The organism is Actinocorallia longicatena (assembly GCF_039534125.1).
Lineage (GTDB): Bacteria > Actinomycetota > Actinomycetes > Streptosporangiales > Streptosporangiaceae > Actinocorallia > Actinocorallia longicatena.
Genome location: NZ_BAAAUV010000001.1, coordinates 84,833 through 105,264 on the forward strand (window position 1 = coordinate 84,833; position 20,432 = coordinate 105,264).

Annotated in this window: 21 protein-coding genes and 1 tRNA gene; 10 read left to right on the forward strand and 12 right to left on the reverse strand. The window is 72.7% G+C overall.

Annotated features, from left to right (window positions below; genetic code table 11):
- Positions 1–5: 5 nt before the first annotated feature.
- Positions 6–1,301 (forward strand): cation:proton antiporter, encoded by a 1,296-nt coding sequence (locus tag ABD785_RS00430; protein ID WP_344821077.1) that lies wholly within the window; start codon positions 6–8, stop codon positions 1,299–1,301.
- Between the two features lie 40 nt (positions 1,302–1,341).
- Here the strand turns inward: ABD785_RS00430 and ABD785_RS00435 are convergent, their stop codons facing one another.
- The 3 genes from ABD785_RS00435 to ABD785_RS00445 are packed head-to-tail and all read right to left on the reverse strand — an operon-like array spanning position 1,342 to position 4,622.
- Positions 1,342–1,911, reverse strand: coding sequence for a class I SAM-dependent methyltransferase (locus ABD785_RS00435; protein WP_344821078.1), 570 nt, complete (start codon positions 1,909–1,911; stop codon positions 1,342–1,344).
- A 52-nt stretch (positions 1,912–1,963) separates the two neighbouring features.
- On the reverse strand, positions 1,964–4,090 hold the full coding sequence (locus ABD785_RS00440) for a galactose oxidase early set domain-containing protein (RefSeq protein WP_344821079.1): 2,127 nt from the start codon (positions 4,088–4,090) through the stop codon (positions 1,964–1,966).
- Between the two features lie 55 nt (positions 4,091–4,145).
- Entirely contained in the window at positions 4,146–4,622 is a 477-nt protein-coding gene (locus tag ABD785_RS00445; RefSeq protein ID WP_344821080.1) for a hypothetical protein, read from the reverse strand.
- Between the two features lie 61 nt (positions 4,623–4,683).
- Here ABD785_RS00445 and ABD785_RS00450 point away from each other — a divergent pair, with 61 nt between their 5' ends.
- Entirely contained in the window at positions 4,684–4,857 is a 174-nt protein-coding gene (locus ABD785_RS00450) for a hypothetical protein (protein ID WP_344821081.1), read from the forward strand.
- Positions 4,858–4,899: 42 nt separating this feature from the next.
- Positions 4,900–5,049 (forward strand): hypothetical protein, encoded by a 150-nt coding sequence (locus ABD785_RS00455; protein WP_344821082.1) that lies wholly within the window; start codon positions 4,900–4,902, stop codon positions 5,047–5,049.
- 9 nt (positions 5,050–5,058) lie between these two features.
- Here the strand turns inward: ABD785_RS00455 and ABD785_RS00460 are convergent, their stop codons facing one another.
- Positions 5,059–6,084: a sigma-70 family RNA polymerase sigma factor gene (locus ABD785_RS00460; RefSeq protein WP_344821083.1), complete on the reverse strand. Its 1,026-nt coding sequence runs from the start codon at positions 6,082–6,084 to the stop codon at positions 5,059–5,061.
- A gap of 47 nt (positions 6,085–6,131) precedes the next feature.
- On the opposite strand from ABD785_RS00460, the gene ABD785_RS00465 reads away from it, so the two are divergent.
- Positions 6,132–7,547, forward strand: a complete 1,416-nt coding sequence (locus tag ABD785_RS00465; protein WP_344821084.1) for an MFS transporter — start codon at positions 6,132–6,134, stop codon at positions 7,545–7,547.
- On the opposite strand, the gene ABD785_RS00470 is transcribed toward ABD785_RS00465, so the two are convergent.
- The 4 genes from ABD785_RS00470 to ABD785_RS00485 all read right to left on the reverse strand — a co-directional run bounded on the left by ABD785_RS00470 (position 7,528) and on the right by ABD785_RS00485 (position 9,768).
- Positions 7,528–8,160, reverse strand: coding sequence for a hypothetical protein (locus tag ABD785_RS00470; RefSeq protein WP_344821085.1), 633 nt, complete (start codon positions 8,158–8,160; stop codon positions 7,528–7,530). The two genes, ABD785_RS00465 and ABD785_RS00470, sit on opposite strands and share 20 nt — an antisense overlap.
- Positions 8,161–8,236: 76 nt before the next feature.
- A complete protein-coding gene (locus ABD785_RS00475) occupies positions 8,237–8,362 on the reverse strand; it encodes a hypothetical protein (RefSeq protein ID WP_344821086.1) in 126 nt (41 codons plus the stop codon).
- Between the two features lie 181 nt (positions 8,363–8,543).
- Positions 8,544–9,176 (reverse strand): hypothetical protein, encoded by a 633-nt coding sequence (locus ABD785_RS00480; RefSeq protein WP_344821087.1) that lies wholly within the window; start codon positions 9,174–9,176, stop codon positions 8,544–8,546.
- 67 nt (positions 9,177–9,243) lie between these two features.
- The gene (locus ABD785_RS00485) at positions 9,244–9,768 is read right to left on the reverse strand and encodes a YbaK/EbsC family protein (RefSeq protein WP_344821088.1); all 525 of its coding nucleotides are present in this window, start codon (positions 9,766–9,768) and stop codon (positions 9,244–9,246) included.
- A 129-nt stretch (positions 9,769–9,897) separates the two neighbouring features.
- Between ABD785_RS00485 and ABD785_RS00490 the strand changes: the two genes are divergently transcribed.
- Positions 9,898–13,383 (forward strand): S8 family serine peptidase, encoded by a 3,486-nt coding sequence (locus ABD785_RS00490; protein WP_344821089.1) that lies wholly within the window; start codon positions 9,898–9,900, stop codon positions 13,381–13,383.
- A gap of 12 nt (positions 13,384–13,395) precedes the next feature.
- On the opposite strand, the gene ABD785_RS00495 is transcribed toward ABD785_RS00490, so the two are convergent.
- The 3 genes from ABD785_RS00495 to ABD785_RS00505 form a co-directional block, all read right to left on the reverse strand.
- Positions 13,396–13,689, reverse strand: a complete 294-nt coding sequence (locus ABD785_RS00495) for a hypothetical protein (protein WP_344821090.1) — start codon at positions 13,687–13,689, stop codon at positions 13,396–13,398.
- Between the two features lie 324 nt (positions 13,690–14,013).
- Positions 14,014–15,351: an FAD-binding oxidoreductase gene (locus tag ABD785_RS00500; RefSeq protein WP_344821091.1), complete on the reverse strand. Its 1,338-nt coding sequence runs from the start codon at positions 15,349–15,351 to the stop codon at positions 14,014–14,016.
- A complete protein-coding gene (locus ABD785_RS00505) occupies positions 15,348–16,055 on the reverse strand; it encodes a FadR/GntR family transcriptional regulator (RefSeq protein WP_344821092.1) in 708 nt (235 codons plus the stop codon). Before ABD785_RS00505 ends, ABD785_RS00500 begins: the two co-directional genes overlap by 4 nt.
- 74 nt (positions 16,056–16,129) lie before the next feature.
- Between ABD785_RS00505 and ABD785_RS00510 the strand changes: the two genes are divergently transcribed.
- The 4 genes from ABD785_RS00510 (at position 16,130) to ABD785_RS00525 (ending at position 18,857) form a co-directional block, all read left to right on the forward strand.
- Complete coding sequence (locus tag ABD785_RS00510; RefSeq protein ID WP_344821093.1) at positions 16,130–16,735, forward strand: cysteine hydrolase family protein; 606 nt, start codon at positions 16,130–16,132, stop codon at positions 16,733–16,735.
- A gap of 60 nt (positions 16,736–16,795) precedes the next feature.
- Positions 16,796–17,434 carry a phosphatase PAP2 family protein gene (locus ABD785_RS00515; protein ID WP_344821094.1) on the forward strand — a complete coding sequence of 213 codons (639 nt, stop codon included), beginning with the start codon at positions 16,796–16,798 and terminating at the stop codon, positions 17,432–17,434.
- A 28-nt stretch (positions 17,435–17,462) separates the two neighbouring features.
- Positions 17,463–18,716, forward strand: coding sequence for an FAD-binding protein (locus tag ABD785_RS00520; protein ID WP_344821095.1), 1,254 nt, complete (start codon positions 17,463–17,465; stop codon positions 18,714–18,716).
- Positions 18,717–18,784: 68 nt separating this feature from the next.
- A tRNA-Trp gene (locus ABD785_RS00525) sits at positions 18,785–18,857 on the forward strand.
- Between the two features lie 28 nt (positions 18,858–18,885).
- On the opposite strand, the gene panD is transcribed toward ABD785_RS00525, so the two are convergent.
- Positions 18,886–19,302 carry an aspartate 1-decarboxylase gene (panD, locus tag ABD785_RS00530; protein WP_344821096.1) on the reverse strand — a complete coding sequence of 139 codons (417 nt, stop codon included), beginning with the start codon at positions 19,300–19,302 and terminating at the stop codon, positions 18,886–18,888.
- A gap of 77 nt (positions 19,303–19,379) precedes the next feature.
- Here panD and ABD785_RS00535 point away from each other — a divergent pair, with 77 nt between their 5' ends.
- Positions 19,380–20,414: an ABC transporter substrate-binding protein gene (locus ABD785_RS00535; protein WP_344821097.1), complete on the forward strand. Its 1,035-nt coding sequence runs from the start codon at positions 19,380–19,382 to the stop codon at positions 20,412–20,414.
- The last annotated feature ends 18 nt before the right edge of the window (positions 20,415–20,432 follow it).

Here is a 20,432-nt window from a genome sequence, read left to right on the forward strand (position 1 = left end):
AGCGAGTGCATCACACAGCGGTTCTGTTCCTGGAGCTGGGCGCCGTCCTCCTCGGTCTCGGGGTGCTCGGCGCCTTCGCCCTCCGCGCGGGCATCTCCCCCATTCCCCTCTACCTCATCGCCGGGCTGGCGTTCGGCCAGGGCGGTCTCGTACCGCTCGCCACCAGCGCGGACTTCATCCAGATCGGCGCCGAGATCGGCGTCATCCTGCTCCTGCTCACCCTGGGCCTGGAGTACAACGCCAGTGAGCTCGTCACGAGCCTGAAGGGCAACGCCCGCGCGGGAATCGTGGACTTCGTCCTCAACGCGGCGCCGGGCGCGATCGTCGCGCTCCTGCTCGGCTGGGGCCCGGTCGCCGCGGTGGCGATGGCGGGCGTCACCTACGCGACGTCGTCGGGCATCACCGCGAAGGTCCTCTCCGATCTCGGCTGGATCGGCAACCGCGAGACGCCGGTCGTGCTGTCCCTGCTGGTGTTCGAGGACCTCACCATGGCGATCTACCTGCCGGTCCTCACGGCGCTGCTGGCCGGAGTCAGCTTCGCCGCCGGAGCCGGGACGGTCGCGATCGCCCTGGCGACCGTCACCGTGGTCCTCGTGGCGGCGCTGAAGTTCGGCCGCTACATCGAGGCGTTCGTGTCCAGCCCGAACTCCGAGGTCCTGCTGCTCAAGATCGTCGGCCTGGCCATGCTGGTCGCCGGGATCGCCCAGCAGCTCCAGGTGTCCGCGGCCGTCGGCGCGTTCCTGGTCGGCATCGCGCTCTCCGGTGAGCTGGCCCACGAGGCGCAGGAGCTGCTCAGCCCGCTCCGCGACCTGTTCGCGGCCGTGTTCTTCGTGTTCTTCGGCCTCAGCACCGACCCCGCCAAGATCCTGCCGGTCGCGGGGCTGGCGGTACTGCTCGCGGTGATCGGCATCGCGACCAAGCTCGGGACCGGCTACTACGCCGCCCGCAGGGCCGGGATCGGCCGCTCGGGCCGGGCCCGCGCGGGCATCGCGCTGGTCCCGCGGGGTGAGTTCAACATCGTCATCGCCGGTCTCGCCGTCACCGCGGGGGCCCATCCCGACCTGGGCCCGCTGGCGGCGGGATATGTCCTCATCCTCGCCGCGTTCGGCCCGCTCGCCGCCCGGCTCCTCCAGCCGCTCATCACGGCCCTCGCCGATCACCAGGACGGTCACGGGCCGTTCCGCCGGCTGCGGCCGCGCCTGCCCCGCCCCAGGTCCGAACGGGAGCCCGACAGTAAGCCCGGTAAGCCCGGGACCCATGAGGACCTGTCCCCCGAGGACAGCCGTCCCGCGCCGGGCTGAGGCCCCTCATTCCCCGGGGCCATGGCCGCGCCTCAGCCGGTCACGGCCCCCGGGGCTTGCCCGCCACGAGCAGGCCGACCTCCACGATGCCCGCGACGGACGGCACCCGCCGGACCGACGTCACGGTCAGCCCCCGGGCGCGCATGGCCCGGCCGAGCTCTCCCGGGCACATGACGTCGGCGATCATGATGAGCGCGCCCGGCCGGCAGACCCTGCCGATCTCCGCGAGCCCCGCCCCCGGGTCGTCCCAGTGCGACAGCGACAGCGTGACCAGCACCACGTCGAAGACCTCCGCGGCGAACGGCAGCCGTTCCGCGCGCCCGACGACCACCCGCGCCGTTCCCGCCGCCGTCCGGGCGCGCGCCGCCATCGCCGTCGAGGCGTCGAGCCCGACCAGGTCGAGGCCCTGACGCCGCCCGGCGAGATACCGCAGCAGCCGCCCGGTGCCGCATCCGATGTCCAGGAGGCGCCCCCGGCCGTCGATCCCGGCCGCGACCTCCCGGTGCACCGGCTCGTACAGCACCCGCTGGAGCTGGCTGGCGTCGTAGTGCTCCGCCCAGCGCTCGAACCGGACGGCGGTACCGGAGGCCGGGGGTCCGGAGGCTTCCATCCCCCCACACTGCCATCGCCGGGGACCGCCCGGCAGGCCCGAAAACCCGCGGTCAGCCGACCTTGACCCACTTGGCGACGGACGGGACGCCGTCGGCGTTGACGACGAAGAGCATGTACCAGCCGGGCGGGGTCAGGTTGCGGTTGGGATCGAGGCCGAGCCTCGGCGCCGTACCGTTGTTCGTGATCTTCAGATCGACGTACCGCTGGTTCGGGTCCGAGGAGTGGGTGACGGCCGCGGGGCGGATCAGGGTGGCGCGGGCGATCGGCCCGCTCGTGCGGATCTCCCGGGTCTGGCCGTAGCCCCAGGACGCCGGCGCCGAAGTGATCACCGGCCTGTTGGTCTTGTAGAGGTAGGACGGCGAGTAGATCGAGATGCTCGTGTCGAAGGTGTTGCTCGCGGGGTTGCCTCCCGCGGCCAGCACCCGGCCGTCCGGGAGGAGCATCGCGGTGTTGTGGTAGCCGCGGCCGACCGGGTCCGCGGGGATGTTCCGCTGGAAACGGCCCGTCTCCGGGTCGAGGATGCTCGCCTCGTGCACGTCGTCGCGGCGGGTGTACTCCGAGCCTCCGGTCTCGAAGACCTTGCCGTCGGGCAGCAGGACGGCCGAGGGGTAGATCTTGCCCGCGGGCAGGTTCTCCACGCCGGGGCGGTACTGGGGGTCGGCGGCCTTGAGGTCGATGACGTCGACGTTGTCGTGGGCGTGGGGCTCGTCGCCGCTGCCCGAGGGGGTGTTGCTGCGCTTGTTGACGTCGCCGCCGCCCATCGTCAGGACCCGCTGGTCCTGAGCCGGGGGCAGCAGGACGCTCATGGCCTGGTCGCGCTGCTTCGGCCTGCGCAGGCCGGGGACCTCGGTGATCGTGCCGTCGCGGTGGTCGTAGATCGCGGCGGTGGCGAACCCGGAGTCCTTCGGGCGGAACTTGGGATAGCTGAAGACGTAGCTGCCGGTGTAGAACAGGCGGCCGTCCTGCATGAGGATCATGCCGGGGTAGGTGCCCCAGTCCACGTACTGCTTGGTCGCCTCCGGGCCGAGCCACTTCCGCAGCGCCCAGGAGAACTGCTCGGTCTGGCGGGAGTTCTCGGTGTGGTCCATGAACTCGCGGTAGCCGCCGAAGCTGAGGATGTCCCCGTTGCCCATGGCCGTGGCCGACGGGTACCAGTGGCCGGTGACCATGTCCCCCGCCGGGGTGTACTTCTCGGTGGCCGGGTCGAAGACATAGGACGACTTCAGGCCCGCGTAGGCGCTCTTGCCGTCGCCCCTGGCGTAGTTGCCGGTGCCGCCCATGATCAGGATCCGGCCGTCGGGGAGGTGGGCGTGGCCCGCGCAGAACATGTCCGACGGGGTGTTGATCACCTTGAAGGCGCCGGTCTTCGGGTCGTAGATCTGGGAGGTGAACTTTCCGGCCTTGAAGTTCCGGTCGCTGTTGCCGCTGCCCGCGATCAGCAGGACCTTGCCGCTGCCGGGAAGCACGACGGCGTGCATGGCCCTGACCTCGTCGGAGGCCTGCTGGACCGTCCAGGAGCCGGTGGCGCACAGCGCGCCCTTGCCGGTCTGGCAGACCGACCGCGGGACCGGCGGCGGAGTCGGCTTCGGGGTCGGTTTCGAGGTCGGCCGCGGGGCCGGGGGGACGCGGGTGACGGTGTTGTCGTCCACGATCAGGGTGCCCCGGCCGGTCGCCTCGATGGAGTAGCGCAGCCGGGTGGTGCCGGGCGGGACGGCCGCGGTCCTGCCCTTGGCCTTGCGGAAGCCCTTGCTCTTCTTCAGCGTGCCGAGGGTGTACCAGCGCCGCCAGTCGCCGCCGCCGGACTTGCGCCACAGGACCACCCGGCCGGCCGCGGTGGACCGGTAGTAGAAGGAGATGTCGTACCGGGCCCCTGCCGCGGTCTTCGGAGCGCAGGAGGCCGCCTGGGTGAAGCCGCGCGTCCCCTTGACCTTCTTGACGACCTTCACCTGGAGGGCGCGCTTGCCGCCGTGGCGCTTCCTGGAGACGCTCACCTTCCCCTTGCCCTTGCCGGTCGTGAACCGGGTCCAGCACTGGGGGAACCCCTTCGACAGGGTCTCGAACCCCGGCACCCGCACCAGGTTGGTGACGGCGGCGGCCGGAGCGGCCGGGACGAGGGCGGCCGCCACCAGGGTCGCGGCGGCGAGGACCGAGGGGGTGCGGCGGGCGCGGTATCTCATGGGGGAACTGCTCCTGGAGGGGTTCGAGGGCACGAGGACGTCGGCGGGGGCGGGCTCAGCTCTCGCAGGCGAGGCCGTCGCGGTCGGGGTCGAGGCGGTGGCGGTCCGCGCCGCGGACGGACAGGCCGGGCTCGAATCCGGCGCCCTCCAGCCAGGCGCACTTGGCCGCCGCGCCCCTGACCGAGGAGGGGAAGTCCCAGGGCACGCACTGCCCGGGCGCCCCGTAGCCGTGGTCGCAGCCGTCGTAGCCGGGTTCCACGGTCGCCTTGTCCGTGGGACGGGGGCCGGGCCGGTGGACCCGCCCGGAAAGGCCGGTGGCATAGGGCCGGACGGTGGGTTCCGTCGCGTCCGGCACGGGCTTCCCTGCCGCCGGCTCGGGCGCCGAGGCGGACGGCACGGCGGCCACCTCGGCTCCGCCCTCGTCTCCGTCCCGCTGGAGGAGGACCAGGACCAGCGCGGCGGCGATCACCACCGCCAGCACGCCGACCAGGCGCGCGACCGGCAGGCTCCGGCCCCGTCCGACGTCGTTCACACGGTCCCCGTTCGCGGTGTCAGCACTCAGCGCAGGGACTTTACCCGCTCCTGACCGATGCTTGACATCACCAGGAATCCCCGGGGAGGACCTCCTCGCGGCGAACGGCCAGCACCTCGTGCTCAAGATGCTCGACGCCACCGGCCCCTGCTCGCGGCTCGGCGAGGCCGAGGCGGCCGCGCCCGCCTTCCTCGACGCCGGAACGACCGGGCATGGGACCGCGTTGGAGGGGTAGACGGCCTTCACCCGCCGTACACCCCTAGCAGAGGGACCGAACATGGCCTCGCTCATCGCCCGCATCCGACGGTTCATCAACAGCCCCCAGGGCCGCCAGGCGCGCACCCGCGCCGAGCAGCTCGCCCGCGACCCCCGCACCCAGCAGCGCATCCGCGGTCTCCGCGACCGTTTCGCCCGCCGCCGCCACTGATCCGCGGCGTCAGGGGCGCAGCACGTCCGGGAGCCCGAAGGCCGGGAAGAGTTCCGGGGAGTGGAAGGCGTGCACACACCGGATCCCCGCGGGCGTCACGGTGAGGACCTTCAGGGAGTGGGGGCGGTAGGCGCCCCCGCCGTCGAGCACGTACATCCCCGCGGCCGGCTGGGAGTTGGCCGTCGTCGGAAGCAGCCGCGCGCCGCCGGGGACGCCCGGCCAGCGGGACGCGACCAGGCGGAGGACGGCGTCACGGCCGGCGAACCAGGCGGGGTTCGGCGGCATCTCCCAGGTCACGTCCTCGGTCAGCAGCGCCGCCAGCGCGGTCAGATCGGCGGCCTCGAAGGCCGAGACGAACCGGTCGAGCAGGTCGCGGCCGCGTGGATCCGACGGCTCCGCCAGGTCGCCGGGGGCGGCGGAGAGGCGTTCGAGCCGGACCCGGGCGCGTTGCAGGCCGCTGTTGACCGCCACGGGCGTGGTGTCGAGGAACGTCGCGACCTCGGCCGCCGACCAGGACAGCACATCGCGCAGGATCAGGATCGCGCGCTGCCGGACGGGCAGGTTCTGGAGCGCCGCGACCAGGGCCAGCCGCAGGTCGGAGCGGGCCGCGACGATCACCGCGGGGTCCGCGTCCGTGAGCGCGGCGTCGGGGAACGGCTCGAGCCAGGGCAGGTCATGGGCGCGGGGCGGCAGCCTGTCCGGATCGCCGAGCGGCCCGGACAGGCCGGACGGCAGGACGCGGCGGCTGCTGTGCCCGAGCGCGTTCAGGCAGGCGTTGGTCGCGATGCGGTACAGCCACGTGCGCAGCGACGAACGGCCTTCGAAGGAGCCGTAGGAGCGCCAGGCGCGCAGGTACACCTCCTGGACGAGGTCCTCGGCGTCGTGCGCGGAACCCGTCATCCGGTAGCAGTAGGCGAGGAGCTCGCCCCGGTAGCCGCCGGTCAGGCGGGTGAAGTCGGACTGCTCCACCATGGTCATTCTTTCCTCCAAAAGGGTCTGCTTCCTGTACGGACCGGCCGGACCCGGTGGATTCATCGGTTCCGGGCCGACCGATCCGGGCGGCCTCCGGGGTCTGTCCTCACATGAACTCACACACGACGGACCGCGGATCGGGCCGGATCCTGGGCCTGGCCGCCGCCGGCTCCTTCATGGTGGCCCTCGACGCGACGGCCGTCACGACCTCCCTGGCCCGGATCCGCCTCGATCTCGGCGCCTCGGTCTCCCAGCTGGAATGGATCGTCAACGCCTACGCTCTGAGCTTCGCCGTCCTGCTCATGACGGGTGCGGCGCTCGGTGACCGGTTCGGCCGCCGCCGGATGTTCGCCGCCGGGATCGGCCTGTTCACCGTGGCGTCGGCGGCATGCGCGCTGGCCCCGGACGCCGGGTGGCTGGTCGCCGTGCGGGCCGTCCAGGGGTGCGGTGCCGCGCTGGTGATGCCGCTCGCGATGGCGCTGCTCAGCGCGGCCTTCCCACCGGAGCGGAGGGCCGCGGCCCTGGGGCTGTTCGCCGGGCTGACCGGGCTGGCCGTGACCGCCGGGCCTCCCCTCGGCGGGGCGATCACGCAGGGCCTGGCCTGGGAGTGGATCTTCTGGTTGAACGTGCCGGTCGGCCTGTTCCTCGTCCCCGCGGTCCTGCGGTGGGTGCCCGAGAGCCGCGGCCCCGGCGGCGCGCTCGACCTGCCCGGGGTGGCCCTGGCGACCTGCGGCGCGTTCGGTCTGGTGTGGGGCCTGGTCAGGGCGCCCGAGGCGGGCTGGGGCGGAATCGAGGTGCCCCTCGCGCTGGTCCTCGGCGCCGCGGGGCTCCTCCTCTTCGTCCGATGGGAGCGGCGGGCGCCGTCTCCGATGGTGCCGATGGGGCTGTTCGGGTCGCGTCCTTTCGCCGAGGGCAACGTGTCCGGGTTCTTCCTGTACGCCGCGCTGTACGGGGCGCTCTTCTACGTGGCGCAGTTCCTGCAGACCGCCCAGGGGCACGGGCCGCTCTCCGCGGGCCTGCGGATGCTCCCCTGGACGGCGACGGTGACCGTGGCCGCCCCGCTGGCCGGGCGGCTGGTCAACCGGATCGGCGCCCGGAGGCTCACCGTCACCGGCCTCTCCCTCCAGGCCGCCGGGCTGCTGTGGCTCGCGGCCGTCGCCGCTCCCGGGACCGGCCTCCTGTGGCTGGTCCCGCCGATGATCGTCGCGGGATGCGGCGTCAGCATGGCGATGCCCGCCGCGCAGGCCTCGGTCATCAACGCGGTGCCGCCGCCCCAGATCGGCCGGGCCTCGGGCGTGTTCAACACCCTACGCCAGCTCGGCGGCGCCTTCGGGGTGGCGGTCACCGTCCCCGTCTTCACCGCGACCGGCGGCTACTCCTCCCCCGCCTCCTTCGCCCGGGGCGCGGGCCCCGCCTTCGCCGTCTGCGCGCTCCTGTCGCTGGCCGGGGCCGTCCCGGGGGTCCTCGCCGCGCTGGTCTCCCGCGCCGGCGCTCCGCGGGCACGCGTCAGGAGCGCTGCTTCTTGATCTTCCCGGCGAGTTCGAGGAGGACGGAGACGTCTCCGGGGTAGGCGGTGAGGAGGTGGAGGGTGCGGCCGTCGGTCCAGACGAGGGAACCGTAGGTGGTGGGGACCGGGCCGCCGACCTCGAAGGGATTGCCGAAGGCCGCCAGGCCGAAGTCGATGTGGACGCCGCGGATCGCGGGATCGTCGAAGGAGACGGAGGAGGTGCTGACGGTCCGGCGCCCGTAGCCGTCGATGATGCCGTCGATCTCGCGGACGACCTCGGCGGGCTTCTCACGGGTGCGCAGCCTGGCGCTCACGTAGAAGAAGCGGTCGATGAGCCGGGTGCTGCCGGGCTTGGCGTAGTACCCGGCCTTGACGCCCGTCAGCCGGTCGCGGACCTTCCGGGGCAGGCCCGAGGCCAGCCGGGTGAAGTCGGCAGGCTTCTCCAGCTTGCGGTCGCGGGGCCATCCGGCCAGCTCACGCGGGCCGTTGAAGGTGTAGGGGTCCACCGTGGGAAGCGGATCGCCGATGACCTCCTCGGCGATCTCGGCCGCGTCGCGGGGCGGGACCCTCTCGGCGGAGCAGCCTGTCATCAGCACGAGCGCCGCCGCGGCGCCCACCAGGATTCGCATCATTCCGTCATGCTGGAGGGACGTCCGACCCCCCGTCATGAGGCAGATGTCCCGTGGTGCGCCGGCGGCGGCCCCGCCGTCAGCCGAAGGCGATCCTCGCGGCGGTCAGCGGGTCGTGCTTCTCGGACAGGGACGCCAGGTCGTCCAGGGCCCCGTCCTCTCGGTGCGGTGCGTACGCCTCGCCCTCCTCCTCACGGGCGCGCATTCTCGCGAAGAGCTCCTTCAACGCGTCGAAGCTGACTTCGGACTCTCCAGACCACGCCAAATTCCTCACATTTCCACCTAACGCCACAGGGAGAACTTTCGCCGCATGACTAGCGAGTAGCCCCGAATCGTGACGTGAAAGCGCGCCGGCCCCGGGAATCCGGTGGCCGGCGCGGACGGGTTCAGCGAGCCGAGGGGGTGCGGCGGGCGGCGCGCTTCAGGACCACGAGGGTCACGACGGTGCCGAGCGCGGCGGCGGCGCCCTGCGCCCTGGGCTTGGCCTCGGGGGCGGCGGCGGCCTCTTTGGCCTTGTCGATCGCCTTCTGGGTCAGCGGGTGCGCGGCGATCGTCGCCGCGGCCTGCCTGGCCTTCTCGACGGTCTGCTCGGTCGCCGGATGCTGGGCGACCTGCTCCGCCCGCTTGCCCGCTTCGTCCAGGGCATCGGCGACACTGGCGAGGGTCTTCTCCCACTGGGTGGACGGCTGGGCGGTGCGGCGGCGGATCGCCCAGACCACGGCCGTCAGCGCGGCGGTGCCCGCTCCGGCGGCGGCGCCGCCCTTGACCTTGGGCTGGTTGGCCGGGTCGGCGGCGGCCTGGCGCGCCTTGGCCACGGTCTCCGCGCCCTTGGCCCGGAGCGTCTGCGCCTTGTCCGCCGCGGTCTGCCGGGCGGTGTCGAAGCGGTCCTTGACCGTGGCGGGCTCCTCCGGCTTGCCGGGGCCCTGCGGCGGCGGCGCGACCGCCGCGTCCCCCGCGTGTCTCCCGGGACGGCCGGCGGCGACGGTATCGGGGGCGGGCTTCTTGTTCGGTGTCGTCATGGAATTCGCGTTCCCGGGCACAGCAGCCTAAACAGGCTCGCGCGGAGGCCGAGGTCAGCGCGGTGGGTCAGGCCGGGCGAAGCAGCTCCAGGACCGTCGCCGACGGGAGGCCTGCCAGGGCCTTGCCGGGGACCAGCAGCTTCGAGCGGCGCAGCCCGCTGCCGATGACGATCTCGGGCAGGTCCAGAACCGAGGCGTCGACCAGGACGGGCCAGTCCGCAGGCAGGCCGACCGGGGTGATCCCGCCGTACTCCATGCCGGTGAGGGAGGTCGCCTCGTCCATGGGGGCGAAGGAGACCTTCCTGACGTCGAGATGCCTGCGGATCACCCCGTTGACGTCGGCACGGCCCGTCGCCGGGACCATGCAGGCGGCGTAGCGGACGGCGCCGTCGCGGCGTCCGGCGACCACCACGCAGTTCACGCTGACGTCGAGGCCGACGCCGTAGTGCGCGCAGAAGGCGGCGGTGTCGGCCAGCTCGGGATCGATCGGCGCGACCCGCGCCCCCTCGATCCCGCCGACGGCGGCGGCGACCGGTGCGGCCAGCAGTTCCAGCCGCCGCCCTGCGGGCGCCCAGTCCAGTGTCCCTGTCATCCGCCCACCCTATGACGCGCACCGGCTGAGTGCGGAACGGTCCGCTTCTGTCACCGCGCCCCGTATCACCGCGGATGAATCCGAGCGATCCTCACGTACAGCGGGACGGCGGACTGGACTGGAGACCCGATGCGCATCACGGGCATGGCTTTGGCGGCACTACTGCTCCTCACGGGATCGGCGTCCGCAGGTCCCGGCTTCCCCGAGGGCCCACCGGACGATCCCGGCTACGCGGGGGCCGAGAAGCCGGGCGCGTGCACCAAGGTCGCGGGCGACGAGCAGCACAACCTCTACTCCTTCATGCCGCGCTGCACCCCGGGGGCCAAGGACCCCGAGAACGCCTCGGGCATGTCGGTCGACACCGCCTGGCGCGACTACACGACCGGCTCCCCCGACGTCGTGATCGCCTATGTCGAGGGCGGTGTCAACTGGCACAACGGCGACACGGCCGAGCTCGCCGACAAGGTCTTCCTCAACACCGGCGAGCTCCCGAAGCCGCAGGGGTCGGACGCCTACGACAAGGACGGCGACGGCGCCGTCACGGCGGCGGACTACGCCGCCGACCCACGCGTCGAGGACGCCAACGGCAACGACCGGATCGACCCCGAGGACCTGATCGCCGCCTTCTCCGACGGCAAGGACTCCGACGGCAACGGCTTCACCGACGACGTCTCCGGCTGGGACTTCTACGAGCGCCAGAACGACCCCGCGACCTACGACTCCACCTACGGCCACGCCAACGGCCAGATGAAGACCCTCGCCGCCCAGACCGACAACGGCATCGGCGAGGCGGGGATCTGCCCCAGGTGCCGGATCCTGCCGATCCGGGCGGGCCAGGAGGCCCTCGACCGCACCGACGACCTCGCGCAGGCCTGGCTGTACGCCGCCCACATGGGCGCGAAGATCATCGTCAGCACGACGGCCGACCTCGGCTACTCCTCCTACATGCGCCAGACGGTCGAGAAGCTCTGGCGCGACGGCGTCATCATGATCGAGGCCAGCAACGACTTCGACTCCACCGACCACCAGGGCGGCATGTACTGGCCGCACGTCATCCCCGGCAACGGGATCGTCGCCAACACCGTCGGCGTGCCCGAGCAGCTCGCCAACTCGCTGACCACGACCTACCGCGCCCGGTCCGGCCAGACCTCGTTCGGCTCCAAGGCGATGTTCTCGGTCTCGACCCAGGGCGGCTCGACCTCGGAGTCGACGCCGACGACCGGCGGGGTGTTCGGGCTGGTGCTGTCCTACGGGATCGAGCTGGGACGTCCGCTGACCAACGCCGAGGCGATCCAGGTCGTGCGCGCCACCTCCTCCGACATCGACGACCCGTCGCTGCCGTGGCCCGGCAGGCCCGGCTGGGACCGTCAGTACGGCTACGGGCGGCCGAACGTCGCCAAGGCGCTCCAGGCCGTCAAGGACGGCGCCGTCCCCCCGGTCGCCACGATCACCGCCCCCGACTGGTACTCCCTCTACGACCCTGAGGACACGGACGAGGTGAGGATCACCGGTCATCTGGAGGCGCCCCGGTCGAAGAGCTACCGCTACGACCTCCAGTGGGCGCCCGGCATCGAACCGGGCGAGAAGGACTTCGCCTCGGCCGGTTCGGGCACCGGTGAGCGGCCCTTCGACGGCGAGGTCGGCAGGCTCGACCTGGACCGCGTCCCCGCGTCGGTGTGGGACCAGGCCTACCGGCTGTCCTCCGACAAGGCCCTGTCGGGCAGCGAGCGGTACACCGTCACGCTGCGGCTGCGCGTCTGGGACGCCGAGGGCCGCATGGGCGAGGAGCGCCGCACGATCGCCGTCCACCACGATCCCGCGCTGCGCCCCGGCTTCCCGAAGAAGCTCGGGATCGGCAACGAGAGCCAGCCCGCGGTCGCCGACCTCCAGGGGGACGGGCGCCAGGACATCGTCTACGCCGACGGCGACGGCCGGATCCACGCCCTCGACGGGACGACGGGTGAGGAACTGCCCGGCTGGCCCGCCACCACCCGGGCGACCGAACCCGAGCGCTCCTACCCCGGGATCGCTCCCGGCCACGAACCGGTCGTCGCGCCGGTGGCCGTCGGCGACCTGTTCCACGACGGCACCCTCAAGGTCGTCGTCACCAGCAGCACGGGCCGGACCTACGTCTTCGACGCCCGGGGCGGGCTGCTGCCCGGCTGGCCCAGGGCCCTCGACACCGGGGTCACCGCACCGCCGATCCCGCGACCCGCGCTGAAGTACACCCGGCTGCCCGCCCGGGGATCGACCTCCTCCCCCGTCCTCACCGACCTGGACGGCGACCGGCGGCTGGAGATCGTCCAGACCGGCTGGGACGGCCGGATCCACGCCTGGCGCACCGACGGCTCCGATGTGCCCGGCTGGCCGGTCGAGGTGACCCTCGACCAGGCCCCGCCGTCCGGCTCCATCCGGATCGACGACCACAAGCTGCCCGGTACCGCCGCGATCGCCGATTTGGACGGCGACGGCAGGCCCGAGATCGTCGTCCGGTCGCAGCGCTTCGACAGCAAGGGCGCCGGCGAGCAGTTCTACGGCGCGAACTACGCCTTCGCCTACCGGGCCGACGGCCGTCCCTTCCCGGGCTGGCCGGTGCGCATGGCCTCCACGATGACGTTCTATGGCAGCGCCCAGGAGTTCGTCACCGAGGGCGTCAACCAGCCCGCCGTCGCCGACGTCGACGGGGACGGCAAGGACGAGGTCGCCACCGGCCCCTCGTTCTCCCCCACCTATCTCATCTCCGGCGCCGGAAAGATCATCAAGAACTTCGGGCCGCTGGAGAACCCCGCGACGCTGCTGTCCCCCGCCTCGGTCCTGCAGGGCGGGCTGCCGCTCGACGCTCCGCTGTCCTTCACCACCACGGGCGCGTTCGGCCGGTTCGGCCCGTTCAACCGGCTCGGCTACACCGAGGCGGGATCGGGGGCGGCCTCCCTCATCGCCTCGCTGCTGTTCCCCGGCAGCGGCAACGCGGTCGGCAACTACCAGCGCGGCTACGACGCGGCGACGTCACTGCCGATGCTCGGCTTCCCCCAGACGCGCACCGGCCTCGGCTTCCTGGGCAGCCCGATCGTGGTGGACGTCACCGGCGACGGCTCGGCCGAGGTCGTCGACGGCGGGGACACCTCGACGCTGCACGCCTTCGGAACCTTCGGCCAGGCGGCCGGATTCCCGCTGTTCACCGGCGGCTGGCTGCTGTGGTCGCCGACCGCCGCCGACCTCGACGGCGACGGGAGGACCGATCTGGTCGCCACCACCCGCGAGGGTCACCTGTTCGCCTGGAGGACCGCGGGCAGGGCCTCGGCCAACGGCGAATGGTGGACCTACCACCACGACGAGTGGCGCACCGGACGCTACGGCACAGACGCCCGCCCGCCGGGACCGCTGCTCGGCCTCACCCGCAAGGACGCCTCCGTCACCTTCACCGCGCCCGGCGACGACGCCAGGGCCGGACGGGTCACCTCCTACCTCGTCACCACGGCGACGGCCACGGTGAGCCTTCCCGCCACGGCCGCCGCGGGGGCGTCCCAGACCCTGGTCCTGCCCGAGGGCGCCCGTGCCGTCCAGGCGGTCGACGACGCGGGCAATCTCGGCCCCGCGGCCTCCGTCGCAGGCTGAGGCCGGGAGCCGTCAGAAGGAGCCGGAGCGGCGCGGCGACCGGGGACGGCCGTCGGGGTCGTAGAAGGCGCGGTAGAGCGGCGCCGCCCAGGCCAGGGTCGGCCGGGACACGCGGGGCACCTCGTAGGTCCTGAGCCGTCCCGGCGGGCGGGCGCCCCTCTCCCCCGTGGCGTGCCAGGCGTCGAGGGCGGCGGCCGAGCGGGCGCGCCCGAGGACCTTGAGGTAGCCGCGCGCGATGCTCCGCTCGCCGGCGGGGGCGAAGGAGTGGCCGTGCCGCCGGGCGGGATAGGTGCGCAGCAGCTGCACCGTGTGCGGACCGCGCGGCTCCGGGTCGGGGAGCCACTCCGGTCGGTGAACATGAGCACGTCGCCGGCCCGCTGGCGGCGGATCCCCTCGAGCAGCTCGGCGAAGTAGGCGGCACCGTGCACCAGCGGCCGCACCTCGTTCTCCGCGTTCCCCGCCGACCAGGCGGCGCCGTCCGGATGGCGCGCGTCGAGGCGCGTGGCGGGGTTGCCCCGCTCACGCGCCGTCAGCAGCCATTGTCCGCGATCCCTGGTCATCACCGGCCCCGTCCGATCCGTTCCGATGCCCGCTGCCCGGCCGCCGAAAGCGGTGTTCCCCGGGCCGGGGTCAGAGGGCCTTTCCGGGGTTGAGGACGCCCGCCGGGTCGAAGGCCTCCTTGATCCGGCCCATCAGGGCCCGTTCCACGGGGCCGACCATGGCCGTCAGGTAGGGGGTCTTCAGCGTTCCGACGCCGTGCTCGCCGGTGATCGTGCCGCCCAGGGTCAGGGCCGCGTGGACGATGTCGACGAAGGCGGCCCGCGCCGCGGCCTCGGTGTCCGGGGTGAAGACGATCGTGGGATGGAGGTTGCCGTCGCCCGCGTGCCCGAACGTGCCGATCGTGACCGCGTACCGCTCCGCGATCACCTGGATCTCAGTGATCATCTCGGCCAGCGCGGTCCGTGGGACGGCGACGTCGTCCAGCAGGGTGGAACCGAGCCGTTCCAGCGCGGGCAGCGCCTGACGGCGGGCCGCGAGGAACTGCTCTCCCTCGGCCGGGTCGGTCGTGTGGGCCAGATCGGTGGCCTTGGCGCAGGCCTCCGCGTAGCTCCGGAGCGCCGCGGCGGGATCCGGCTCGTCGGTCTGGACGATCAGGAGGGCGCCCGCGTCGGTGTCGAGCCCCATCCGGGTGGCGCGCTCGACCGCGCCGACGGTCGTGCGGTCCATCAGCTCCAGCAGCGAGGGTTCGCCGCGTGCCTCGATCGCGTCCACGGCCTCGGCCGCGTCCTGGACGGTGCCGAAGAACGCCACGAGCGTCGCGGGCGGGAGCGGTGCGGCCCGCAGCCGGAGCGTCGCCTCGACGATCACGGCGAGCGTCCCCTCCGAGCCGACGAGCAGCCGGGTCAGGTCGAGTCCCGCGACGTTCTTGCGCTGCCGTCCCCCGGTGCGGATCACCTCTCCGGACGCCAGCACGGCCGTGAGCGCCGCGACGTGGTCGCCGGTCACGCCGTACTTCAGGCAGCATCCGCCGCCGGCGTTGGTCGCGATGTTCCCGCCGATCGTGGAGAAGGCCTTGCTGGCGGGGTCCGGCGGGTACCACAGGCCCCGTTCCGCGACGGCCACCGCCAGATCGCCGCCGAGCACGCCGCACTGGACGGTCGCGGTCCGCAGCCCCTCGTCGATCGAGAGGATCGCGTCCATCCCCGCCACCGACAGCACGATCCCCCCGTCGACGGCGTTGGCCCCGCCCGCGAGGCCCGAACCAGCGCCGCGCGTCACGACCGGCACCCGGTGCGCGGAGGCGAGGGCGAGGACCGCCGAGACCTCCGCGACGCTCCCGGCCCGCACCAGCGCCAGCGGGGTGCCCGCGGTGCCGAGCGGCATCTGGTCGAAGCTGTATCCGGTGAGGACCTGGGGGTCGGTGACGACGTCGGAGGCGGTCCGCCGCAGCTCGGAGAGGAAGCTCATGACAGCGCCGAGGAGTAGAAGTCCCAGATGTGGGCCCGCATGAGCCCGGCGGCGCGCTCGCCCGACCCGTTCTCGACGGCCTCCAGGATGGCGGCGTGCTCGGCGGCCAGCCGGTCCAGGGTGGGGCGCGGATCCTCCAGGCCCTTGAGCGCGTCCAGGAGATGGCCGCCGATGGCCTCGCGCAGAGCGGTCATGACCAGCGCGAACGCGGTGTTGCCGCCCGCCCCCGACAGGCAGATGTGGAAGCGGACATCGGCGTCGTGGAACTCGGCCACGCCCACGCCGGGCGTGCGCATGGTCTCCAGCGCCGCCCTGGCGTCCTCGAGCGCCGCGGCGCCCGGCTTGGCGACGGCCGCGCCCTCCAGCACCAGCCGCAGCTCCACCAGGTCGCCGAGCGGGACGCTCCCCAGCCTCAGCGCGCTCTCCAGCGCCTCCGACGCGCTGCCCGAGGCGAGCGCGCCCGAGACCCGTGGCTTCGCCGTCGACACGGTGTCGCCGCCGCTGAGCAGCCCCTTCGCCTGAAGGATCCGGACCGCCTCGCGCACCGTCGAGCGAGACACCCCGAACTGGTCGGCCAGGTCCTTCTCACTGGGCAGCTCGGTTCCGACCGGCAGTTCACCGGACAGGATCAGTTCACGCACCTGCCCCGACACCAGCAGGCTGAGCGGAGCGCGGGTCACCGCGCGGAAGACAGTCGGGTCCATGACCACGATCGTAGCGCTTGCCCGCTTGTCTGATAAGTGGTTAAGTGAGGCACCTCACACCCTCGGAGGAACGCATGGCCATCGACCCGAAAACGACCGCCCTCGTGCTCATCGAGTACCAGAACGACTTCACCTCCGAGGGCGGCGTGCTGCACGGCGCGGTCCAGGAGGTCATGGACAAGACGAACATGCTCGGCAACACCCGCGAGCTCGTGGAGCGGGCGCGCGCGGCGGGTGTCACGATCATCCACGCCCCGATCACCTTCGCCCCGGGCTACTACGAGATCACCTCGCACCCGTACGGCATCCTCAAGGGCGTCGTCGACAGCTCGGCCTTCGTGAAGGGCGAGTGGGGCGCGGAGATCATCGACGTGCTCGCCCCGCACGAGGGAGACATCGTCGTCGAGGGCAAGCGCGGCCTCGACACCTTCGCCAGCACCAACCTGGACTTCATCCTGCGCAGCAAGGGCATCACCACGATCGCCCTCGGCGGCTTCCTCACCAACTGCTGCGTCGAGTCGACGATGCGCAGCGGCTACGAGAACGGCTACCGGGTCATCACCCTGGCCGACTGCGTCGCCGCCACCTCGCAGGAGGAGCACGACAACGCGCTCAAGTACGACTACCCGATGTTCTCCACCCCGATGACGGCGGCCGAGTTCGCGAGCGGCCTGGCCTGACCCGGCGGCGCGTCCCGGCGGGTAGCGTGAGACGGATCCCGCTCCCGGCCAGGAACCACGATGCCCGAATCGCCCTCGTCCGACGCCCGCGGGCCGCTCGCCCGGTACCGGCTGGTCCCGGTGGCCCTTCCGTTCCTCCTCCTGACGCCCCTGGTGCTGCTCTCCGGCGGCCGTCCCCTCGGCCCGGACCTGCACGTTCACGAGTGGTCGGTGGAGCGGCGGGCGTCGGCGGCGGTGACGGCCGCGCACTGGCTGACCGCAACCGGGATCGGGCCGATCGTGGTGGTCCTGACGATCGTCGCCGGGGTCGCCCTGGCCGGTCCGGGCGCGGCGATGGCGGCCCGGGTCCGCTCCGTGCTCTTCGCGCTCGGCGTCGTGCTCTTCGGCCCGATGCTGCGCCGGGTCGTCGCCGAGCTGGTCGAGCGGCCGCGGCCGCCGCTGTCGGACTGGGCGGCCGCACCGGGCGGCTGGGCGTTCCCGTCCGGCCACACGGCCAGCGCCACCGTCGTGGCCGTCCTGCTCGCCGCCGCGTTCACCCGGTGGGAGATCCGCGCGCTCATCGCGCTGTGGGCGGCCGGCGTCGGCCTCACCCGGATCTATCTGGGCGTCCACTGGTCCACCGACGTCATCGGCGGCTGGTCGTTCGGGCTCCTCTGGGCCGGTGCCGCGCTCCGGCTGCGACAGGCCCACCTGCGCTAACATCGCCCCTCATGACGGGGTCGGGAGAATGACGACGACGGATCCGCCGCGCAACTGGGCGGGCAACCTCCGGTTCGGTGCCGCCGCGATCCACCGGCCGGAGTCCGAGGCGGAGCTGGGGCGGATCGTCGCGGGGGCGCGGCGGGTCCGCGCGCTCGGCAGCGGCCACTCCTTCAGCCCCGTCGCCGACACCACGGGCGACCTCGTGCGGCTCGACGGGCTCCCCGCGACGGTCGTCGTCGACGCGGACGCGGGGACCGCGACCGTCGCGGCCGGGATGCGCTACGCCGAGGTGGCCGAGGCGCTCCAGCACGCCGGATGGGCGCTGCCCAACCTCGCCTCGCTCCCCCACATCTCGGTCGCGGGCTCGGTCGCCACCGGCACGCACGGCTCCGGCGACGGCCTGCGCTCCCTGTCGGCCTCGGTCCGGTCGCTGCGGATCGTCGGGCCCTCCGGGGAGGCGCGGACCGTGACCAGGGACGCCGATCCGGCCTTCCCCGGGACGGTCGTGGCCCTCGGCGCGCTCGGTGTCGTCACGGCCCTCACCCTCGACGTCGAGCCGTCCTTCGAGGTCGAGCAGCGCGTCCGGCTGGACGTCCCGCTGGCGGAGATCGCCGCGGACTTCGACGAGGTCTTCGGCGCGGCCTACAGCGTCAGCGCGTTCACCGGCTGGGCGGACGGGAACGCCGCCGTCTGGCTCAAGCACCGCACCGGGCGCCCGGCGGGCGGGTGGGCGGGGGGCCGCGCCGCCCCCGGCCCCGTCCATCCGGTGCCCGGGCAGCCGCCCGAGGCGAGCACCGGCCAGCTCGGCGTCCCCGGGCCCTGGCACCGGCGGTTGCCGCACTTCAGGCCCGAGTTCACGCCCAGCGCGGGCGACGAGCTCCAGTCCGAGTGGCTTCTGCCGCGCGAACGGGCCGCCGAGGCGATCGCGGCGCTGCGCGAGCTGGGCCCGCTCGTCGCCCCGGTGCTGCACATCTCGGAGATCCGGACGGTCCGCGGCGACGACCTGTGGCTCAGCCCGGCCTACGGAAGCGACCGTGTGGCACTGCACTTCACCTGGCACAAGGACCCCGGCGCGGTACGGCCGGTTCTGGCCGCGGTGGAGTCCGCGCTGACCCCCCTCGGCGGCCGTCCGCACTGGGGAAAGATCACCGGGACTCCCCCGGCCGCCCTCGCCGAACGCTACGAGCGCTTCCCCGCCTTCGCCCGGCTCGTGCGCGAGAGCGACCCCGAGGGGAAGTTCGGCAACGCCTTCCTGGACGCCCTCCTCGGCCGTCCCTGAAGAACCACCCGGGAATCACCGGGAACCGCGAACCGATCGGCCCCGCCCCGCGTCAGAACAGATGACGAAGGGCTGAGCCAAATGGATGGGCAGCCGGGTTCCAACCCCGGCCGAATGTAGGTTCGACTCCTACCGGCCCTGCTGAAGGGAGCGCGAGCTCCCCCGCGGATCAGGCGACGGTCGCCCCGGAGAGCTGGTCAACGGCACCGGGGACAGGCTCGGAGGGGTCGTCGCCGAGGGCGACGACCCGGTTGTCGCGGTCGACGTGCACGACGCTGGAGCGGTGCGTGCGGGCCTCGGCGTCGGCCACCTGCTGGAACGACATGATGATGACCAGGTCGCCCGGGTGGACCAGATGGGCGGCCGCGCCGTTGATGCCGATGACGCCCGAGCCCGCGGGGCCCTCGATCGCGTAGGTGACCAGGCGCGCCCCGTTGTCGATGTCGACCACGTGGACCTGCTCCCCTTCCAGAAGGTTCGCCGCTTCCATCAGATCCTTGTCGATCGTGATGGAGCCGACGTAGTGCAGGTCCGCCTGAGTGACGGTGGCCCGATGGATCTTGCCGCCCAGCAGAGTCCGCTGCATTTTCCCGACCTCCAGGTCATTGGATCATTGAAGTTAGGTAATGCTAACCTAACCATGCCTTCCCGATAAGGAGAACAATGATCCGCAACGCCCCCCTCAGATCCCGGGCACGCACCCGCCTCCTCGCCACCGCCGCGGCCTTCCTGCTCGGAGCCGCCTCGCTCACCGCGTGCGGCTCCTCCAGCGACGAGAAGAAGACCCCCGCGCCCGCCGCCGCCTCGGCGAGCGCCGCCGCCTTCCCGGTCAGCATCGACCACAAGTTCGGCACCACGACGATCCCGGCCAAGCCGGAGCGCGTCGTCACCGTCGGCTGGAGCGACCAGGACTTCGTCCTGGCCCTCGACGTCGTTCCGGTGAGCACCCGCGAGTGGTTCGCCGAGTACCCGACCTACCCCTGGGTCAAGGCCAAGCTCGGCGGCCAGAAGCTGCCGACCTTCTCCGCGGAGCTCAACTTCGAGGCCATCGCGGCGCAGCGTCCCGACCTGATCATCGCGATCTACGAGACGATCAACAAGGAGAACTACGAGAAGCTCTCGAAGATCGCTCCGACGGTCGTCCAGTCCGCCGACTACCCGGACGAGCAGACGCCCTGGGACGTCCAGACGCTGACCACCGGCAAGGCGCTCGGCAAGTCCGCCGAGGCCCAGGCCCTGGTCGACAAGGTCAAGACGAAGATCTCCGACGCCGTCAAGACCCACCCCGAGTTCGCGGGCAAGACCCTGGTCGTCGACTACGGGCCCGAGAAGCGCCAGCACTGGATCGTCCCGGCCAAGGATCCGCGCCGCACCCTCTTCGACGCCCTCGGCTTCACCGCCCAGGACGTCAAGGAGGACCTGAGCGAGGAGCGCCTCGATCTGATCGACAAGGACGTGCTGTTCGTCAACGGCGCGACCAAGTCCGCGATGCTCACCTCTCCGGTGTTCTCCCGTCTCGGCGTCGTCAAGGAGGACCGGACGATCTACACCGCGTTCGAGACCCCGCTGGCCGGAGCGCTGTCCTACAGCGGCCCCGACGCCCTGCTGTACGCCCTCGACGTCCTCGTGCCGCAGCTCGGCAACGCGGCCGACGGCGACCCGAAGACCGCCGTCCAGGACCTGTCGGCCCAGTCCTGATCCCGTCGGGGGGCGGTC

Coding starts and splice junctions, on each gene's coding strand:
- ABD785_RS00435 (WP_344821078.1), bottom strand. CDS start 1,911: ATGGAAGCCTCCGGACCCCCGGCCTCCGGTACCGCCGTCCGGTTCGAG.
- ABD785_RS00440 (WP_344821079.1), bottom strand. CDS start 4,090: ATGAGATACCGCGCCCGCCGCACCCCCTCGGTCCTCGCCGCCGCGACC.
- ABD785_RS00455 (WP_344821082.1), top strand. CDS start 4,900: ATGGCCTCGCTCATCGCCCGCATCCGACGGTTCATCAACAGCCCCCAG.
- ABD785_RS00460 (WP_344821083.1), bottom strand. CDS start 6,084: ATGAATCCACCGGGTCCGGCCGGTCCGTACAGGAAGCAGACCCTTTTG.
- ABD785_RS00465 (WP_344821084.1), top strand. CDS start 6,132: ATGAACTCACACACGACGGACCGCGGATCGGGCCGGATCCTGGGCCTG.
- ABD785_RS00470 (WP_344821085.1), bottom strand. CDS start 8,160: ATGATGCGAATCCTGGTGGGCGCCGCGGCGGCGCTCGTGCTGATGACA.
- ABD785_RS00475 (WP_344821086.1), bottom strand. CDS start 8,362: ATGCGCGCCCGTGAGGAGGAGGGCGAGGCGTACGCACCGCACCGAGAG.
- ABD785_RS00480 (WP_344821087.1), bottom strand. CDS start 9,176: ATGACGACACCGAACAAGAAGCCCGCCCCCGATACCGTCGCCGCCGGC.
- ABD785_RS00485 (WP_344821088.1), bottom strand. CDS start 9,768: ATGACAGGGACACTGGACTGGGCGCCCGCAGGGCGGCGGCTGGAACTG.
- ABD785_RS00490 (WP_344821089.1), top strand. CDS start 9,898: ATGCGCATCACGGGCATGGCTTTGGCGGCACTACTGCTCCTCACGGGA.
- ABD785_RS00500 (WP_344821091.1), bottom strand. CDS start 15,351: ATGAGCTTCCTCTCCGAGCTGCGGCGGACCGCCTCCGACGTCGTCACC.
- ABD785_RS00505 (WP_344821092.1), bottom strand. CDS start 16,055: ATGGACCCGACTGTCTTCCGCGCGGTGACCCGCGCTCCGCTCAGCCTG.
- ABD785_RS00510 (WP_344821093.1), top strand. CDS start 16,130: ATGGCCATCGACCCGAAAACGACCGCCCTCGTGCTCATCGAGTACCAG.
- ABD785_RS00515 (WP_344821094.1), top strand. CDS start 16,796: ATGCCCGAATCGCCCTCGTCCGACGCCCGCGGGCCGCTCGCCCGGTAC.
- ABD785_RS00520 (WP_344821095.1), top strand. CDS start 17,463: ATGACGACGACGGATCCGCCGCGCAACTGGGCGGGCAACCTCCGGTTC.
- panD (WP_344821096.1), bottom strand. CDS start 19,302: ATGCAGCGGACTCTGCTGGGCGGCAAGATCCATCGGGCCACCGTCACT.
- ABD785_RS00535 (WP_344821097.1), top strand. CDS start 19,380: ATGATCCGCAACGCCCCCCTCAGATCCCGGGCACGCACCCGCCTCCTC.